We start from the raw sequence: 18083 nt of genomic DNA, 5'->3' as shown, positions 1-18083 counted from the left end.
GACCTGCCTGACTTTCCTTTTCTAATTACTTACCCTTACTATTTATAATCTTATTAATTAAATTTTAATATATTGGATAGATATTTTTAGAATTTAGCCTTTTTTCGCGATATCATGGCACACAAATTATTGCAGTCTTAAATTGTTGTATCTAAGTAGTTATATTGCTAGCGCCAACCTAAAATTAGCCATATCATTGGCTGAATATTTATAATATCAAACAATAAAATGCGCTGGAATTTTGTTTAGCGGAGAATTTATGTCATTCAATCGATGCCAAACCCTGATAGCGGCAGGGATGGCTCTATGTTTGTCCTATGCGCCTATTCATGCAAATGCAGAGGGAGCGGCAGCTTTACCTGTACCACCGTTATTAGAATCACGGTCTGGACAGCCATTATTTTTAACATTACAAAAAATTCATTGGTCTTTTGATGGAAAGTATTCAGCCGATATTTGGGGAGTTAATGGTTCTTCTCCTGGCCCGACTGTCAAAGTAAAAAATGGCGATGATATTAAGCTTATTTACAGTAATCGCTTACCTGAAGCCGTTTCGATGACAATAAGTGGGTTGCAAATACCAGGAACACAAATAGGTGGAGCCGCACGGTTAATTTCACCTAATGCGGACTGGTCTCCGGTGATCTCGATACGCCAAAATGCAGCTACGCTCTGGTATCATGCGAATACTCAAGGGAAAATGGGCGAACAAGTCTACAATGGTTTATTAGGGATGTGGATCATTGAAGATGATGTGACGAAAAATCTGCGTTTACCGAAACACTATGGTGTTGATGATTTTCCAGTCATTATTCAAGATAAGCGCTTAGATAACTTTGGCGTTCCGGAATACAAAGCCGATGAAAATGGCTTTTTAGGCGATACATTACTGGTTAACGGCGTACAAAATCCATACATTGAAGTTTCTCGAGGATGGGTGCGCTTACGGTTATTAAATGCGTCGAATTCCCGTAATTATGTAATGAAAATCAGTGATGGCCGCCCATTTTCGTTGATTGCATCTGACCAAGGTTTACTAACTGTCCCTGTGAGTGTTCAAGAACTACCGTTAGCGCCGGGTGAACGACGCGAAGTCTTGATTGATATGGCTAAAACGCAAGAGTTAACTATCACGGCAGGTGAGTCGGCGACCTTTATGGACCGCTTAAAGGGGTTATTCGAGCCATCGAATAATTTAATTTCAACTAATGTGCTAACTATCAAAGCGACAGGGTTAATGTCATTAGTAACAGACGGCTTACCGACACAATTAGTTGAAGATAAAACGCAAGTCACATCCAGTATTACACAACGCAATATTCACCTTAATGATGGTTTTGGTATTAACAATGCGACCATTGATACAAATAGGGTCGATTTCTCAAGTCTCCAAGGTAATTGGGAGCGTTGGGTTGTGACGACGAATGAACCGCAAGCGTTTCATATTGAAGGTGTGCGTTTTAAGGTTTTAAACCGTAATGGTAAACCAACTCCACCGGAAGACTATGGCTGGAAAGATACGGTATGGGTGGATGGTCGCGTTGAATTATTAGTACAAATGATGCAACCATCCTATAACCATTTCCCATTCTTATTCTATAGTCAAAATTTAGAAAAAGCAGATTTAGGATCAGTGGGGCAAATGGTGGTGGCGCCACAAGACACAATGCAATAACTCGTATTACAACAATATTGAATATTTAAAAAGCAGGCATTTTGCCTGCTTTTTTGATGGGAGTTAATAAGGCTAGCTTAGCGCCACTCGAACACCAAAGGCGATTAATACCACCCCGAGAACCTTATCAACATAGGTTTGTACTTTTGCTAGGCCTTTTCTGACAGGGGCACTTTGGATCAAAAATACTAATATTGGCCAGTAAATGACAGCTAAGCCCCAAATAATAAAGGCAAACCATAGTTTTTCACCGACGGTAGAATTAATATCTAATACTTGAGTGAAGACCGCTAAAAAGAATAGCGTGGCTTTGGGGTTTAATACATTACAGAGAAAACCTTGCATAAAGGCTTTTTTGAATGAAACAATTTCGTGTTTGCTGGTTGTGAGATCAACGCTGTGGCCGGATTGCGGAAGTAAGCTTTTGACGCCGATCCAAATTAAATAAGCCGCACCTGCGTATTTTAAGATATTAAACAGCCAAGGTGTAGTTGTAATCAAAACAGCTAGGCCCGCAACGCAGTAGGACATATGCAATGCGATAGCGACTATCACACCACATGCAGACATTAATGCCGCAGAGCGTTGATAGCGAGCTGAGTTTTTGACAATTAAAAAGAAGTCAGGCCCTGGAGAAAGCATACCGAGTGCCGCGATGGTCGCAACCATAATACTCGTTTCGTACATTTTTAATCTCTTTTCCCGTTCAATGTTGGTAAATAAAAATGACCGACTAAATACTCGCATTTAGATTGGTATCAGAGGGTTCATTTTGTTTTTTCATGTTATTTTTAGTCGTAAGTTTATCAATTCGAGTATAAGTGATTCAAACCTGTTTAAGGAAGCTTAAATTTAGTCGACGAAACAATTCTCTTTCCGTATAGTGTGCTCAATTTTTATATCTTGTTTCTAAGGTGAGTAGATGAATATTAGCTTAATCGCAGCAATGGCGATCGATCAGGTTATCGGCATGGAAAAAGCGATGCCTTGGAATTTGCCGGGGGATCTCGCGTGGTTCAAACGAAATACGTTAAATAAACCGGTTATCATGGGGCGTGTGACCTATGAATCTATTGGGCGCCCATTACCACAACGTGTAAATATTGTATTAAGCAGTGTTCCAGGTACTGATTCTGATGTGATTTGGGTAACGTCAATTGAAGAAGCGTTAGCCGCGGCACAAGCAATTGAAAATGTTGATGAAGTAATGGTGATTGGCGGTGGTAAAGTTTATCAACAATTTTTACCGTTAGCGAATAAACTCTATTTGACTCATGTCGATGCCGAAGTTATTGGTGATACCCATTTTCCAACTTATGAGCCTGATGAATGGGATTCTATTTTTACGGAATACCATGAAGCTGATGAAAACAATACCCATGGTTATTGTTTTGAGATCCTAACCAAAAGAGCTTAATTTTTTGGTTTGATCACAAAAATGGCGCTTAATTGCGCCATTTTGCTATAACCTACAGTTGATCATATAAAAAGTTATTCTTTGCGGCGTTTTTGATATGACTTTTGGCGGTGATACTGCTTGCTTTCCCAATGAAATAGCGTCAAGTCTCCTCCCCAGCAGCACCCAGTATCTAAAGCATAGACGTTATCGGGGGTGCATTTTCCTTCGAGCGATGCCCAGTGACCAAAAAATACCGAATAATCATCAGGAATTTGGCTTGGTAGATCGAACCACGGTTTTAGTGGGGCAGGTGCTTTTTTGGGGTTTTCCTTGCAAATCATATCTAATTGCCCGTTCGGAAAACAGTAGCGCAGACGTGTTAAGGCATTGGTACTAAAACGCAAGCGTGCTAGCCCCATTAAGCTTTCAGACCAGTTATTTGGCATATCACCATACATGGAGTCGATGAATAGTGGATATGCATCACTGGAAAGCACTGCTTCAACTTCCCTTGCACACATGCGTGCCGTTTTGATATCCCATTGTGGTGTCATACCGGCATGGGTCATCAAGATCTTTTTTTCTTCATCAATTTGTAATAAAGGTTGGCGACGTAACCAATTGATCAGTTCGTCAAGATCAGGGGCATGTAATAACTCATCGAGGTGATCTTTGGGTTTATTGCGACTGATCTTACAGTAAATTCCCAACAGATGGAGATCGTGGTTACCAAGCACTAAACGTACGGCTGAGCCAAGGCTTTTTACATAGCGTAAAACTTGCAGTGATTCAGCTCCGCGAGCAACGAGATCGCCTGTTAACCATAATGTGTCTTTGGTTGGATCAAAATGGACACTTTCCATCAAGTCACGGAGTTCACGATAACAACCGTGAATATCACCTACTAAATATGTCGACATAATTAATTAATCAGTGTTGGGATGGCAAGACGAAAAGCAGGGATATCAACGTGGAAACTGTCCCCTTGCGTACTTATCATCACATAATAACCTTCCATCGTACCCATTGGTGTTTCAAGGATTGCGCCACTGGTATAACGATATTCTTTTCCTGGCTGAATAAGGGGTTGTTCACCCACTACACCTTCACCTTGAACTTCGGTTTTATGGCCATCACTGTTAGTAATGAGCCAATAACGGCTCATTAATTGGATAGGCTCTCGCCCTAAATTACGAATGCAGATTGTGTAAGCAAACACATATCTCGCAATATCGGGTTGAGATTGGCTTTCTATATAGACACTCTGAACTTGGATGCTAACATTCGGCTCATTAAGCATAGTGCCTCCTTCAACAGACTATTCTGAACGGTTAGAGAGATAGTTTGCCATTTTACAATATTGTTCAACAGGAATATTTTCTGCTCGGGTGCTTAAATCAATACCCAGTTCTGTTAACTCTTCAACGCTGAATAAATCCCCAAGACTGTTACGAACAGTTTTACGGCGTTGATTGAAAGCTTGTGTGGTAATGCGACTTAAAAATTTAATGTCTTTGACCGGATATGGATTTTCACGATGAGGAATCAATCTAACAATGGCAGAATCTACTTTTGGTGCGGGTGTAAATGCAGTCGGCGGTACTTCTAATACAGGCACCACGTGACAGTAATATTGTGCCATAACACTCAAGCGGCCAAAGGCTTTACTGCCTGGGCCTGCAACTAGACGATTCACCACTTCCTTTTGTAACATGAAGTTCATGTCAGAAATAGAATTGGTGAATGTGAATAAGTGAAACATTAAAGGTGTGGAGATATTGTAAGGCAAGTTACCGAAAACGCGCAGGGGTTGACCTGCTTGTTTGGCTAATTCACCAAAATCTACTGTCATTGCATCTTGCTGAATGATAGTTAATTTATCTTTTAGTTGAGGATGAACATGTAAACGTGCTGCAAGGTCACGGTCAAGTTCAACCACAGTCATTTTATCGATTCGGCTACCGACAGGTTCGGTTAAGGCACCTAAGCCGGGACCAATTTCTACAATGGACTGACCCGGCAGCGGGTTCATGGCATCCACGATGCTGTCGATAATAAATTGGTCAGTTAAAAAGTTCTGCCCGAAGCGTTTGCGGGCAAAGTGCCCCTGATGGACTCGATTATTCATGTATTCTTAGATGTCATTTGGATAGCTAACTTTAATGCGGTGATAAAACTTCCCACATCAGCATGACCCGTACCTGCGAGTTCAAGGGCTGTGCCATGGTCGACAGAGGTACGGATAAAAGGCAGGCCGAGAGTAATATTTACTGCTCTGCCAAAACCTTGGTATTTTAACACAGGAAGGCCTTGATCGTGATACATTGCTAACACTGCGTCTGCATGGTCTAAATACTTAGCTTGAAATAAGGTATCTGCAGGCAATGGCCCAATCAAATTAATCCCTTTTGCGCGCAGGTTTTCGAGTGCGGGCTCTATCGTATCAATTTCTTCGGTACCCATGTGCCCGCCTTCTCCTGCATGTGGATTTAAACCACAAACATAGATGGCGGGTTTTTCAATACCAAATTTTGTTTGTAAATCATGGTGTAAAATCGTGATGACTTCATTCAGGCTCTGTTGAGTAATGGCAGCTGACACGTCCTTGAGTGGCAAATGCGTTGTGGCTAATGCAACACGCAGCTCTTCTGTAGCTAGCATCATAACAACGCGTTCACAGCCACTTCTTTCTGCAAAGAATTCAGTGTGGCCGCTAAATGGTACGCCAGCATCATTAATAATCCCTTTATGCACGGGACCTGTAACAAGCGCTGAGAATTCACCTTTTAAACAGCCGTCACAGGCTTTTGCTAAGCTTTCTACGACATATTGGCCATTATCAACATTGAGTACACCTGCCTTTGCAGCCGTTGCTAAATGAACAGGTAGAACGGATAAACTGCCCGCAGGTTGTACTTTAGTGACTGTATTAGGGATATATTCGGTTAATGTCAGTGGCAAATTCAGTGCTTTGGCACGCTGGCGTAACAACTCAGGATCAACACAGGCAACCAGCTCAACAGGCCATTGCTGTTGAGCAAGCTGAATCAGTAGGTCAGGACCAATCCCGGCAGGTTCGCCGGGAGTGATGACAATAGGCTTAATTTGATTTTTCATCTGTAGATTGGCTATCATGGCCATCAACCATTTTCACATAAGCGGAAGCACGTTGTTCTTGCATCCAGCTCTGTGCTTCTTCATTAAATTTACGGTTGAATAGCAGACGGTACGCTTGGTCTTTTTGTGCCGCATCTGTTTTATCAACGTTACGAGTGTCTTCTAATTGAATTAAGTGCCAACCAAAATTTGATTGAACAGGTTGGCTTAATTCGCCTTTATTCAGTCTCATTAATGCATCACGGAAAGCCGGGTCGTAGACATCAGGCATATTCCAACCTAATTCACCACCTTTTAATGCGCTACCTGGATCTTCAGAATTCTCTTTTGCTGCATCTTCAAATGAAACTTTGCCTGAACGAATTTCCTGAGCAATTTTGGTTAATTTTTGTCTTGCCTGTGCATCATCCATAATTGGTGATGACTTAATTAAGATGTGACGTGCTTTCACTTCTGTGACAGAAATCGGTTGGCTGCCACCACTTACATCATTTACGCGTAAAATATGGTAGCCGACACCCGAACGAATTGGGCCAGCAATATCGCCTTTTTTCGCATTTTTCAGCTGCTCAGCGAAGACAACAGGTAATTCTTGTAGGCGCGACCAACCCATATTACCGCCTTTCAGCGCTTGAGGGTCTGCTGAATAAGCGATAGCTAACTTACCAAAATCTCCGCCTTTTTTCAGTTCAGCTAAAATTTTATTCACTAATGCTTCAGCATTTTTTAGCTGTTCTTGCGTTGGGTTTTCTGCCAACGGGATCAATATATGACTTAGATTAACGCCCATTTCATAATTGGCTTGTGAACTCATTTGCTCTGCCAGCGAATCAACCTCTTGAGGTAAAATGGTAACGCGGCGGCGAACTTCATTGTTACGCACTTCAGCGATCAGCATCTCTTTACGAATTTCGCTACGATATTGATTCATATTGATGCCATCTGCGGTTAAACGTTGTTGCATTTGCTGCAGTGTTAAACCGTTTTGACGAGCGATATCAGTAATAGTTGCATCCACGGCTTCATCTGGAATATTGATTTGCATTTGGCTAGCCATTTGCAAAATGATGTTATCCATAACGAGACGCTCGAGGATCTGATGACGCAGAGTTTGATCATCAGGCACTTGTTGGCGTGCGTTCTGAGCATTCAGTTTTACTGTGTTGATCATATTCTGGACGTCACTTTCCAGCACAACACCGTTATTGACGACCGCAGCGACTTTATCCATTTGCTGAGGCGCAGCCAAAGCAGTGGAGCTTGCGAACATCAGTCCCAGAATAAGCGTTCTCCAATTCTTCATAATGGTCCTATAAATATTGACTTTGATTCCGCAAAAGCGGGCTAATCTCTTTTTTACTCGTCATACTTCAAGTTGCAGTGTTGTTGACGGCGTTCATTCGCACTAGTCACATACTTATGTATGCTCCTAGCGACTCACTCGCTTGTCGCCTAACTGCACCTCGAATTATTTAGAGTAAATTTATGTTATTTTTATCAGAAAGCACGTTGATAAGGCATAATGCCACTTTCTAACATTTTCTGACTACCTAAACTATGATTGTTATTTAGGCCTCTAAGTTCCACATTGATTGACCATTTATTGTCATATTCACTGCTGAACTTCTCTTTTTGCCAACCAACTATCTTACGTTCATAGCCAAGATTGACTGCCCAGCAACAAGTATTGTATTGCAAACCAACCAGTTGGCTCGCAGGTTGTTGTTGTTTGGTATCATAATAATATGAACCTACAAAGCCCCAACGTTCACTTAATGGCCAACTCATGACAGCACCCACTTGTGAAATACCGCGTTGGTATTCAGGCAGTGTATAGGTATAGCCACCATTAGCAGTATCTTCACGACGGAAGGTTGCTTGAATATAATCGCGGTCAACGAAACGGTAGTTCAACTGAACTAAACGATCGGCATCTAAACGGTATTCTGCAACCGCATTCCCCATTGTGACATTACCGAGACGACGGTCATATTGTAACCCACCACGCAAGCCCCAGTTATCATCAATTCGCCACATAGAGTCAGTGGCCCATAATAATGAACCCGTGTTGCTTTTATCATCAATTGGACGATTTGAATCACCGGCACGCGGGCGTTCAAAGTAATAAATTTGCCCCACAGAGAAGTTAAAACGTTCAGCTAAAGCATCGTCATAAACACGTGTTGTAACACCTGTGGTGAACTGGTTTGCAGAGGCAATACGGTCAAGGCCACTGTAAATTCGGTCACGGAATAAACCGCTATAGTCTGACTGCAGCAATGAAGAGTCAAAGTTATTGATATTATCTTGATCTTTATACGGAATATACAAATATTGGACACGTGGTTCTAATGTTTGAACGAAATCGCTGCCTTGGAAAAGGTCGCGTTCGAAGACAACTTTTGCATCGCTTTTAAACATGGGTAGAACACGCGTAACATTTTTTTCTAAGCTACTATCCGTATTCGAGCGAGGAATATCTTGGTCGTAATGAGTCGCATACAATTTGATGCTGTTATTCATATTTGCCCAGCCATTAGACAATGGCAGGTTCACTTCAGGCTCAATGTGTAAACGAGTTGCATCAGGGTTATTTTTACCCACACTTGTAAAACGAGCTGCTTGTGCGTAAGTATGCACATCAAAGACACCTAAATTATTTTTATAATAATTGAAGTCCACTTGCGGCTCTGCTTTATAAGCACGTTTGTTGGGGTTATCCGCAAAAATTTGGAATTGCTTGTGAGTGACTTTCGCATTCCAGTTTGTATCTGAATAACCTGCACTGAATTTTTGCGTGGCGTAGCCATCAGTGGTGCTACCGTACTGGGAACTGAAGTCAGTAAAATAGCTAGGGTCGCTCACTTTGGTATAGTCAGAGCTGAAGTTCCAGTGACCCGCGTAAGTCCCAGAATGGCGCCAGTAGAATAACCAACGGTCATCGCTATCACGATCTTCACGCTTACCACGTTCTTTGTCTTTGATATAAGCACGGTCATGATTTAGAAAATCAAAGGCCACGGTACCTGTACCTGGGGCAATAAGGTAACGGAATTCATTATTTAATTTTACGCCACGGTGGGTCATAAATTGCGGCGTAATTGTGGCGTCGTAGTTTGGCGCAATATTCCAATAATAGGGTAATGAGAACTCTAACCCATCGTTACTTGAATAGCTTCCAGTCGGGATTAAAAAACCGGAACGGCGTTTATTGCCAATCGGCAATTGCATATATGGGCTATAGAAAATAGGCACGTCACCCACTTTAAAGCGTGCATGCCAAATTTCAGCGACTTCTTCTTCACGGTCGATAATGACTTCAGAGCCCGCGACGCTCCAGCTATTATTGCCGGGTAAACAGGTCGTGAATGTGCCGTTTTCCATAATAGAGTAACGGTTTTCACCACGCATTTTCATTTTTGTCGCGTCACCACGCCCCTGACGGCCTACCATCATGTAGTTACCATCATTCACATCCGTGTTTTTATTATCTAAGTTAGACCACGCAGAAGGGCCTTTTAAGATAATTTGTGGGTCATCGTAGTGAACATTACCCGTGGCTGTTACTTCACGCACAGGGAGTTCACCCGCTGTTTCTGTTTGTGTGAGTTTAACGTTATCAGCGGTTAATGTTTGGTTCCCCTGTTGAATATCGACATTACCTTCATATTCAACAAAATTAGGGTATTCACCACGGACATCTTCAGCGGTAATGTGAATCGGCAGGTTGTTAGGGTCACCTTTTACAATCGGTTTTGTGTAAACAGGGACACCCAGCATACACTGCTGTGCAAGGTCAGCATGCGCTTGCTGACTATAAATTGCCGCCCATACCATGGTGGCGAGTAGTGTTGGATAGCTTTTTTTCATCATTAAATATGGGGTTCCGTCATCATTGGCATCGCCAGCAAACGCTCAAAGACTAACTTAGCCAACCACTTTGCGCCAGTATAATGTAAGAAACTTTACGCGCGGGTAGTTATGCATAGAGCTGAATGAATAGTATGATAATGCAAAATTGCATTTTGAGCATTGAAGAATTGAGGGATATATGCACTATTGGGGCAAAATTATTGGCGTTATACTCGCAATCGTCTCTGGATTGGGCTTTTGGGGAGCGCTAGTTGGGTTAATTATTGGGCATGGTTTTGATAAAGCATCGATTCAACGTAAATTTGCAGGGAGAATGAATAAGCGAGATCGTCAAATCATTTTCTTTGCGAGCACCTTCCAAATTTTGGGGCATTTAACGAAGTCGAAAGGCCGTGTAACCGAGACAGATATTCAGCTTGCGACTAATTTAATGGACAGAATGCAATTACATGGAGAAACAAGAAAAGCGGCTCAACAAGCATTTAGAGAAGGCAAATCCCCTAACTTTCCATTGCGTGATGTATTAAAGCAATTACGTATGGCCTGTTATGGCCGTTTTGACTTGATTCAGATGTTTCTGGAAATTCAATTACAAGCTGCTTTTGCTGATGGACAATTACACCCGAACGAACGAAAAGTGTTGTTTATTATTGCCGAAGAGCTTGGTATTTCTAAGGTTCAGTTTGAACAGTTCTTGGATATGATCCAAAGTGGTCGCCAATTTGGCCACGGTTACTCTCAGCAGCAATCAGGAGGGTATTATCAGCAATCAAATGGCCCAACCCTTGAAGATGCTTGTAAAGTGCTTGGCGTGTCTCCTAGTGATGACCCAACAAAAATTAAGCGGGCCTATCGCAAACTGATGAGCGAACATCACCCCGATAAACTGGTAGCGAAAGGTTTGCCGCCAGAGATGATGGAAATTGCGAAGCAAAAGGCGCAATCTATCCAAGCAGCTTATGACTTAGTCAAGAAGGAGCTCGGCTTCAAATAAATTTCCCTGTCATATTTCGCGCCGCAGCGTTGTTGGCCGCGCTCGCGCACCCTAGTCACATACTTTTGTATGCTCCTAGGGATTTGCTCTCTTGCCGCCTAGCTGCAACACGAACTATTTAAGGGAAATCAAGTTAACGAAGGAAAACCAAAAAATCTCACTTTGTTGTCTTCATTCACGAACCCTAGTCACGTAGTTATCTACGCTCCTAGGGATTCGCTCAATCGACGCCGTGTGGTAGCACGAACTATTTAGGGGAAATCAGGGGAATAATTGAAAACAAAAAATTCACTCATCCAAATAAAATGAGAATTTACTCTAGTAGGCAATGTACATTTTTCTGCATGTAGCGCTCGTTGTATCACGAACCCCTAGTCACATACGGCTGTATGCTCCTAGGGATTTGCTCTTTTACCGCCTAACAGCGATACAAACTATTTAGGGTATGGTGGGGGGAGGGAAATTAATCAAACGATCAAATAAATCTAGCGTTAAAAATCTGGTGGGCAGGTAAAATGCATTGGTGTGCCATATTCAGGATGGGTGATATATAACTCCTGAGCATGTAATTGTAAGCGAGGGGCGAGTGCTTTGGCTTCATCGTGAGCATAGAAACGGTCGCCTAATATTGGGTGGCCTAAAGCTAACATATGGACTCTCAGTTGGTGAGAACGTCCCGTAATGGGTGAAAGCTTTACGCGAGTCGCCAGTTCTTCATACTGTAAAACGTGGTACTCAGTTTGTGCTGATTTCCCCGTTTCGAAACACACCTTTTGCTTAGGGCGGTTTGGCCAATCACAAATTAGCGGTAAATCAATCAAGCCTTCTTCTTTTTCTAAATGTCCCCAGACACGAGCAATATAGAATTTTTTGGGCTCACGTTCCCTAAATTGGCGTTTGAGCTCACGCTCAGCCTTTTTGTGCAGCGCCACAACCATGACGCCACTGGTCGCCATATCTAAGCGATGTACAGATTCAGCTGCAGGAAAATCACGCTGAATGCGGCTCATAATGCTGTCATTGTGTTCAGGGGCTTTTCCAGGCACAGAAAGTAGCTCGCTTGGCTTGTTAACGACAATGATATGGTCGTCTTGGTAGAGGATGTGGAGCCAAGGTTCTAGCGGTGGATTGTACGGTATCATTCAATTACCCGTCATACTTCAAGTTGTAGGGGTGTTAGCTTCACTCAGCTGCTCGGGTCACATACTTATGTATGCTCCCCAAGATATCTTCGTTTGCTGCCTACCTACAACTCGAATTATTTAGGGTAATCCTATTTTTATTACGCAAAAGTACGAAATAAAATAATTAGTTCGAGTTGTAGATTTTAAATTAATTATCAAACCATATAGAACGATATGGTTTGATTATCATAGTTTACTGATGGGTAACCACCACTAAGCGAATGGCATCTAAGCGCCATGTGGCTTGGTCGATATTGGTCATCAGTTGCTGGCGCTCTTCTTCAATAATATCAAGCTCTTCATCACGGATATTTGGGTTGACCGCTTTGAGTGCTTCTAAACGAGAAAGCTCCAACGTCAGTGCCTTATCAGCCGCTTCTTTTGCATTTTCTATCAATGCCTTGGATTCTTTTTCGATCATTGGCTCAGATAAGCGTAATACCGAATGAACCTCATTTTGTACTGCATTTACCAGTTTGCTCGCCATATGGCGGTTAATGGCATTTAATTGGCGGTTAAAACTTTCAAACTCAACTTGAGATGATAAGTTATTACCTTTTAAATCAATTAATAAGCGTACTGGAGTTGCTGGCAAGAAACGGCTGATTTGCAGGTTCTTAGGTGCTTGAGCTTCCACAACGTAAATGAGTTCAGTCAATAAAGTGCCAACAGGTAACGCTTTGTTTTTCAGTAAAGAAACCGCGCAGCTACCTGTATCGCCAGATAACACTAAATCTAAACCATTACGAATAATAGGGTGTTCCCAGCTGATAAATTGCGTATCTTCACGGGAAAGCGCTTGCTCTCTATCAAACGTGATAGTGCAACCATCTTGAGGAAGTCCTGGAAAATCAGGTACTAACATATGGTCAGAAGGCGTTAGGATAATCAAATTATCACTTTTATCTTCTTGATTAATACCAACGATATCAAAAAGATTGAGCGCAAAGTTAACCAATTCAGTATCGTTATCACCTTCGCTAATTTCTTCAGCTAACTGATTACCTGACTCGCCACCGTTTGAATGCATTTCAAGTAAGCGGTCACGGCCTTGTTCTAATTGCAATTTTAAGCTGTCATGCTCTGCGCGGCAGGTTTTAATAAAATCATCAAAACCTTCAGTGACTGTAGGTTCAGCCATAAATTGCAGCAATGGTTGGTAGTATTTATCGTAGATAGCTCGGCCTGTTGGGCAGGTATGTTCAAAGGCATCTAAGCCTTCGTGGTACCAACGGATCAATACAGATTGAGCGGTATTTTCTAGATAGGGCACATGAATGCTGATATCACGGCTTTGGCCAATACGGTCTAAACGACCAATGCGCTGCTCAAGTAAGTCTGGATTAAACGGTAGGTCGAACATCACCAACTGGTTTGCAAATTGGAAGTTACGCCCTTCAGAGCCGATTTCAGAACACAGTAGCACCTGCGCGCCTTCTTCTTGAGATGCAAAATAGGCAGCGGCTCGGTCACGCTCTAATAGTGATAACCCTTCATGGAACACGGCAGCACGAATGGCTTCGCGTTCGCGTAACACTTGTTCCAATTGTAGTGCGGTTGCGGCTTTCGCGCAGATCACTAACACTTTTTCATGGCGGTTTGCGGTCAAAAAGCCCATTAACCATTCAACGCGCGGGTCAAAGTTCCACCAAGTGGCATTTTCACCTTCAAACTCTTGGTAAATTTGCTCAGGGTAGAGCATTTCTTTTGCTCGTGTTTCAACGTCTTTTTTACTGCCCATAATACCCGCCACTTTAATTGCGGTTTGGTATTGGGTGGGTAATGGCATTTTTAGTGAATGCAATTCACGACGAGGGAAGCCTTTGACACCATTACGGGTATTTCTGAACAACAGTCGGCTGGTACCATGACGATCCATTAACATGTTGATCAGTTCTTGGCGTGCGGCATTACCATCTTCACTTTCAAGGTTTGCAGCCTTTAATAGTGGTTCGATATCTTGTTCTTTGATTAACTCATTAAGTAAATTCTGCTGGTCATTAGTCAGTTTATCACCCGACAGCAACAGCGAAACCGCATCAGCAACAGGGCGGTAATTTTCTTGCTCAGCAATAAAGTCTTGGTAATCATGGAAGCGGCTAGGGTCAAGTAAACGCAGGCGAGCGAAGTGACTTTCTTGGCCTAGCTGTTCTGGTGTTGCCGTTAATAGTAAAATAGACGGGATATTTTCAGCTAATGTTTCAATAACTTGATATTCGCGGCTCGGGGCAGTCTCGCTCCACTGTAAGTGGTGAGCTTCATCGACAACCATCATATCCCAGCCCGCTTCAACTAATTGGTCAAAACGCTGCTTGTTACGACGGACGAAATCCAGTGAACACAGAACAAGTTGTTCTGTTTCAAATGGGTTATCGCTATCATGTTGTGCTTCGCTGTAACGGCTATCATCAAATAAAGAAAAACGCAGGTTAAAGCGGCGCAGCATCTCAACCAGCCATTGGTGTTGTAAGCTATCAGGAACGATAACTAAGACGCGCTCTGCACGGCCTGCCATTAATTGCTGGTGGATAATCATCCCCGCTTCAATGGTTTTACCTAAGCCTACTTCGTCAGCGAGTAATACGCGCGGATGGTGGCGTTTTCCCACTTCATTGGCAATATGTAATTGGTGTGGGATCAGGCTTGCACGAATACCGCGTAGGCCTGTCGCTTGGTGTTTGACTTGCTCGCTTTGGAATTTGCGCGCACGAAAGCGTAAAGCAAAGCGATCCATACGGTCAATTTGCCCGGCAAATAGACGATCTTGTGGCTTATTGAATGTGAGTTTGCTGTCGAGGAACACTTCTCTAAGGCTCACACCGGTTTCTTGCGTATCTAAACGTGTGCCGATGTAAGTCAATAATCCTTTATCTTCTTCAATGCTTTCAACTTGAAGTTGCCAGCCTTCGTGGCTGGTAATGGTATCACCTTCATTAAACATCACTCGGGTAATAGGGGCATCGCTGCTAGAGTATAGGCGGTTTTCGCCACTGGCAGGGAAAAGCAACGTTACCATACGGGCATCAATTGCCACGACGGCACCTAATCCAAGTTCGCTTTCTGTATCGCTGATCCAGCGTTGACCAAGAGTAAATGGCATAGATTTAACTTAATTCCATAAAATTGAGAGTTTATTTTTTAGATTTTTTAAGACAATTTTTATCAGTGTCTTCGCCCAGTGTTGGTGTAACTCATTAATAGTTACACAAGGAAGAGTTCGAATTATTTTAAAAATAGTCGTTACCTGATGATTAATTATACACATTTAATCATTCAAATTGCAGCAAAGTGAGCACTAAGGCGTTTGCTGGGCTTGTGGCCGGGACAATGAGTCAGTCTATTTGAATTATAATGAGTATTGTTGATTATCACGCATAATTTGTGTAGCCAGACGTGCGAGACACCAAAGGGGCGATATATTAATTCAACCGAAGGCTATCGTCACCTGTTAAAAAAACATCAAAGGTAGAATAAATTTTAAAACAAAAGGGTAATTTGCCCAGTTAGCAGGGTATCAAAGTCATCTTGTAAGAAAGGCAAGATAGCATCTGCTATCGGTTTGATTTGTTTGGATATATAATGCTCGTAATCCGGTTTTGCCGTGATGATTTCCAATGGTTCAGGCCCTGCCTGAGTGATAATATAGTTTATCCAACCGCCATTTTGGTACTGCAAAGGGCGCTGTAATTTTAAATTATAGTCATCAGCAGTACGTGCGGCTCGAACATGCGGAGGAACATTTTTTTGGTAATCAGTCAATTTTCGGCGTAGACGTTTACGATAAACTAAACGGTCATCATATTGGCCCGAACGAATATTTTGTACATATTCACGAATATATTCACGGTAAGGCTGGCGATAAAAAATACGGGTATAGAGCTCTTTTTGGAATATTTGAGCTAATGGTGTCCAGTCTGAGCGAATGGTTTCCAGCCCTCTAAATACCATGGTGTCTTTACTCAACCCCGCATAGCGCTTTTTGCTCCCCATTTCGGCACCACGTACGGTGGGCATCAAAAATCGGCGGTAATGGGTTTCATACTCGAGCTCTAAAACACCTTCTAATTGCCATTCTTCTGCTAAATGTTTTTTCCACCAACTATTTACGTAATCACGTAAAGCAAAGCCAATTTTTTGCGCTTGTTCTTCATTGTGGGCATCACGTAGCCATACAAACGTGGAGTCGGTATCTCCATAAATAACTTGGTAGCCCTGTGACTCAATCAAACGTTTGGTTGTACGCATAATTTCATGGCCACGCATGGTGATTGATGCGGTCAGTCTTGGGTCAAAAAAACGACATCCTTCAGCGCCTAGTACCCCAGCAAATGCGTTCATAATAATTTTTAGCGCTTGGGATAGTGGTGCATTGTGCTCTTTTTTGGCTTTATCCCGCTCTTGCCAGATATGGCTGACAATATCGGGTAAACAGTGGATTGTGCGAGAAAACCAAGCTTGGCGAAAACCGGGAACCGAATGTGCAAGGTTAGGGTGTGCTAACCCGTCAATCATACCTGCAGGATCGATGAGAAAAGTTCTAATAATTGAAGGATATAGGCTTTTGTAGTCCAAAACTAATACGGAGTCATATAACCCGGGTTGGGAGTCCATGACAAAGCCCCCGGGGTTCAGTTGCATTTTTTGTTCCGTGAGATTGGGCGCCACGAAACCAAGTCGGTGCAAGCGAGGAATATAAAGGTGTGAGAATGCAGCTACAGAGCCCCCCATTTTATCAACAGCAAGGCCCGTTACCGTTGAGCGTTCCTGCAAGAAAGCCATTAAATCGGTTTTTTCAAAGATTCGATGGACTAAAATACAGTCCTGAATATTGTAGTGAGCTAAAGCAGGTTTATCGTGAGCGAAACGACGGTTGATCTCATCCATTCGGTCATAAGGGGTATCAATCGCTTTACCTTCACCAAGCAGCGCTTGGGCGACAGACTCTAAACTAAAGGATGGAAAACTCCATGTCGCTGCTTTTAATGCATCGATACCATCAATAATTAACCGGCCTTCAGCAGCGGCAAAAAAGACCCCTTGTTTAAAGCCGTGTTCTCGCCATTCCAGTTTTTTGCTTTGCCGGCCAAACAATAATGGTATGCCATAACGCTCAGCATGTTTTTGTAATACTTGTAGGTCGAATTGGATTAGGTTCCAACCAATGATGGCTTCAGGGTCGTATTGGTGAAGCCATTCATTGAGTTTATGAAGTAATTGGGGGCGGCTATTCACATAGATTAAGCGATGCTCAGTACTCAATGCAGGCCCTTGCTCTGGTCCCAACATAAATACCACGTTGTCACCACAGCCAGACAGTCCTATAGAATAGAGTTCACCATGTTGGCTGGTTTCGATATCAAGGGAAACGGCTTTGATTAAGGGGCGGTAGCCTTCGCAAGGTTTTAGTTGAAACTCCCCTTGCTGATTTCGAGAAAACCAGACAGAGGCCGCGATAAAGCGTTCCATGAGATACCGTTCACTTGGGCGAATATCGGTTTCTAATAATTCAACACCCAATTCGTTGCAATTTTTTTCAAGGTTCTGTAATTGTCGATATTGGTGGCAATAAATCGCATAGACCTTTTCGCGTTTAAAATCAATCAATTCAAGGAGGTGATAGGTAATGTTGGGTTGTTCATCTAATAGATGTTTTACTCGAGGGAATTGAGATTCAGCTAAAAAACCAATCGCTTTTTGATATGGAACAGTGACTTTTTGTGGTTGGTTATCAGTGAGTAGCCAATAAGAGACCTCGACACCGTGGCGGGTGTCTCTCCAGTGACGGCTAAGAATAAAGCCTCTTTCCGCTGAGGCGATGAGTTGGGTCATTAGGCTACTCGC

13 protein-coding genes are annotated in these 18083 nt (G+C 42.7%); 3 read left to right on the top strand and 10 right to left on the bottom strand.

The genetic code is table 11. From position 1 onward, the window contains the following. Nucleotides 1–259: 259 nt before the first annotated feature. Complete coding sequence (ftsP, locus tag PSE60_RS00420) at nt 260–1675, top strand: cell division protein FtsP (protein ID WP_272664273.1); 1416 nt, start codon at nt 260–262, stop codon at nt 1673–1675. Between the two features lie 72 nt (nt 1676–1747). On the opposite strand, the gene PSE60_RS00415 is transcribed toward ftsP, so the two are convergent. Continuing rightward, complete coding sequence (locus PSE60_RS00415) at nt 1748–2362, bottom strand: LysE family transporter (RefSeq protein ID WP_272664272.1); 615 nt, start codon at nt 2360–2362, stop codon at nt 1748–1750. A gap of 235 nt (nt 2363–2597) precedes the next feature. Here PSE60_RS00415 and folA point away from each other — a divergent pair, with 235 nt between their 5' ends. After that, entirely contained in the window at nt 2598–3092 is a 495-nt protein-coding gene (gene folA / locus PSE60_RS00410) for a type 3 dihydrofolate reductase (RefSeq protein ID WP_004908621.1), read from the top strand. A 74-nt stretch (nt 3093–3166) separates the two neighbouring features. Here the strand turns inward: folA and apaH are convergent, their stop codons facing one another. The 6 genes from apaH to lptD all read right to left on the bottom strand — a co-directional run bounded on the left by apaH (nt 3167) and on the right by lptD (nt 10064). Continuing rightward, the gene (apaH, locus tag PSE60_RS00405; protein WP_272664271.1) at nt 3167–3994 is read right to left on the bottom strand and encodes a bis(5'-nucleosyl)-tetraphosphatase (symmetrical) ApaH; all 828 of its coding nucleotides are present in this window, start codon (nt 3992–3994) and stop codon (nt 3167–3169) included. A 2-nt stretch (nt 3995–3996) separates the two neighbouring features. Further along, nucleotides 3997–4374 carry a Co2+/Mg2+ efflux protein ApaG gene (gene apaG / locus PSE60_RS00400; protein WP_004908625.1) on the bottom strand — a complete coding sequence of 126 codons (378 nt, stop codon included), beginning with the start codon at nt 4372–4374 and terminating at the stop codon, nt 3997–3999. 18 nt (nt 4375–4392) lie between these two features. Further along, entirely contained in the window at nt 4393–5202 is an 810-nt protein-coding gene (gene rsmA / locus PSE60_RS00395) for a 16S rRNA (adenine(1518)-N(6)/adenine(1519)-N(6))-dimethyltransferase RsmA (RefSeq protein ID WP_272664270.1), read from the bottom strand. After that, the gene (gene pdxA / locus PSE60_RS00390; RefSeq protein WP_442959723.1) at nt 5199–6209 is read right to left on the bottom strand and encodes a 4-hydroxythreonine-4-phosphate dehydrogenase PdxA; all 1011 of its coding nucleotides are present in this window, start codon (nt 6207–6209) and stop codon (nt 5199–5201) included. Before pdxA ends, rsmA begins: the two co-directional genes overlap by 4 nt. Continuing rightward, nucleotides 6175–7494, bottom strand: a complete 1320-nt coding sequence (surA, locus tag PSE60_RS00385; protein WP_272664269.1) for a peptidylprolyl isomerase SurA — start codon at nt 7492–7494, stop codon at nt 6175–6177. The genes pdxA and surA overlap by 35 nt, the downstream gene beginning before the upstream one ends. Nucleotides 7495–7688: 194 nt before the next feature. After that, entirely contained in the window at nt 7689–10064 is a 2376-nt protein-coding gene (gene lptD / locus PSE60_RS00380; RefSeq protein WP_210835376.1) for an LPS assembly protein LptD, read from the bottom strand. Between the two features lie 178 nt (nt 10065–10242). Between lptD and djlA the strand changes: the two genes are divergently transcribed. After that, the gene (djlA, locus tag PSE60_RS00375; RefSeq protein ID WP_210835374.1) at nt 10243–11058 is read left to right on the top strand and encodes a co-chaperone DjlA; all 816 of its coding nucleotides are present in this window, start codon (nt 10243–10245) and stop codon (nt 11056–11058) included. A gap of 491 nt (nt 11059–11549) precedes the next feature. Here the strand turns inward: djlA and rluA are convergent, their stop codons facing one another. From rluA to PSE60_RS00360, 3 genes are all read right to left on the bottom strand, one after another. After that, nucleotides 11550–12200 carry a bifunctional tRNA pseudouridine(32) synthase/23S rRNA pseudouridine(746) synthase RluA gene (gene rluA / locus PSE60_RS00370; protein WP_210835372.1) on the bottom strand — a complete coding sequence of 217 codons (651 nt, stop codon included), beginning with the start codon at nt 12198–12200 and terminating at the stop codon, nt 11550–11552. 235 nt (nt 12201–12435) lie between these two features. Next, nucleotides 12436–15342, bottom strand: coding sequence for an RNA polymerase-associated protein RapA (gene rapA, locus PSE60_RS00365; protein WP_272664268.1), 2907 nt, complete (start codon nt 15340–15342; stop codon nt 12436–12438). 377 nt (nt 15343–15719) lie between these two features. Further along, nucleotides 15720–18071 (bottom strand): DNA polymerase II, encoded by a 2352-nt coding sequence (locus PSE60_RS00360; protein ID WP_272664267.1) that lies wholly within the window; start codon nt 18069–18071, stop codon nt 15720–15722. Nucleotides 18072–18083 lie beyond the last annotated feature (12 nt).

The organism is Providencia sp. PROV174 (assembly GCF_028480685.1).
Classification (GTDB): Bacteria; Pseudomonadota; Gammaproteobacteria; order Enterobacterales; family Enterobacteriaceae; genus Providencia; species Providencia rettgeri.
Note: the sequence above shows the minus strand (reverse complement) of the source record. Positions and strands in the feature narration are given on the sequence as shown.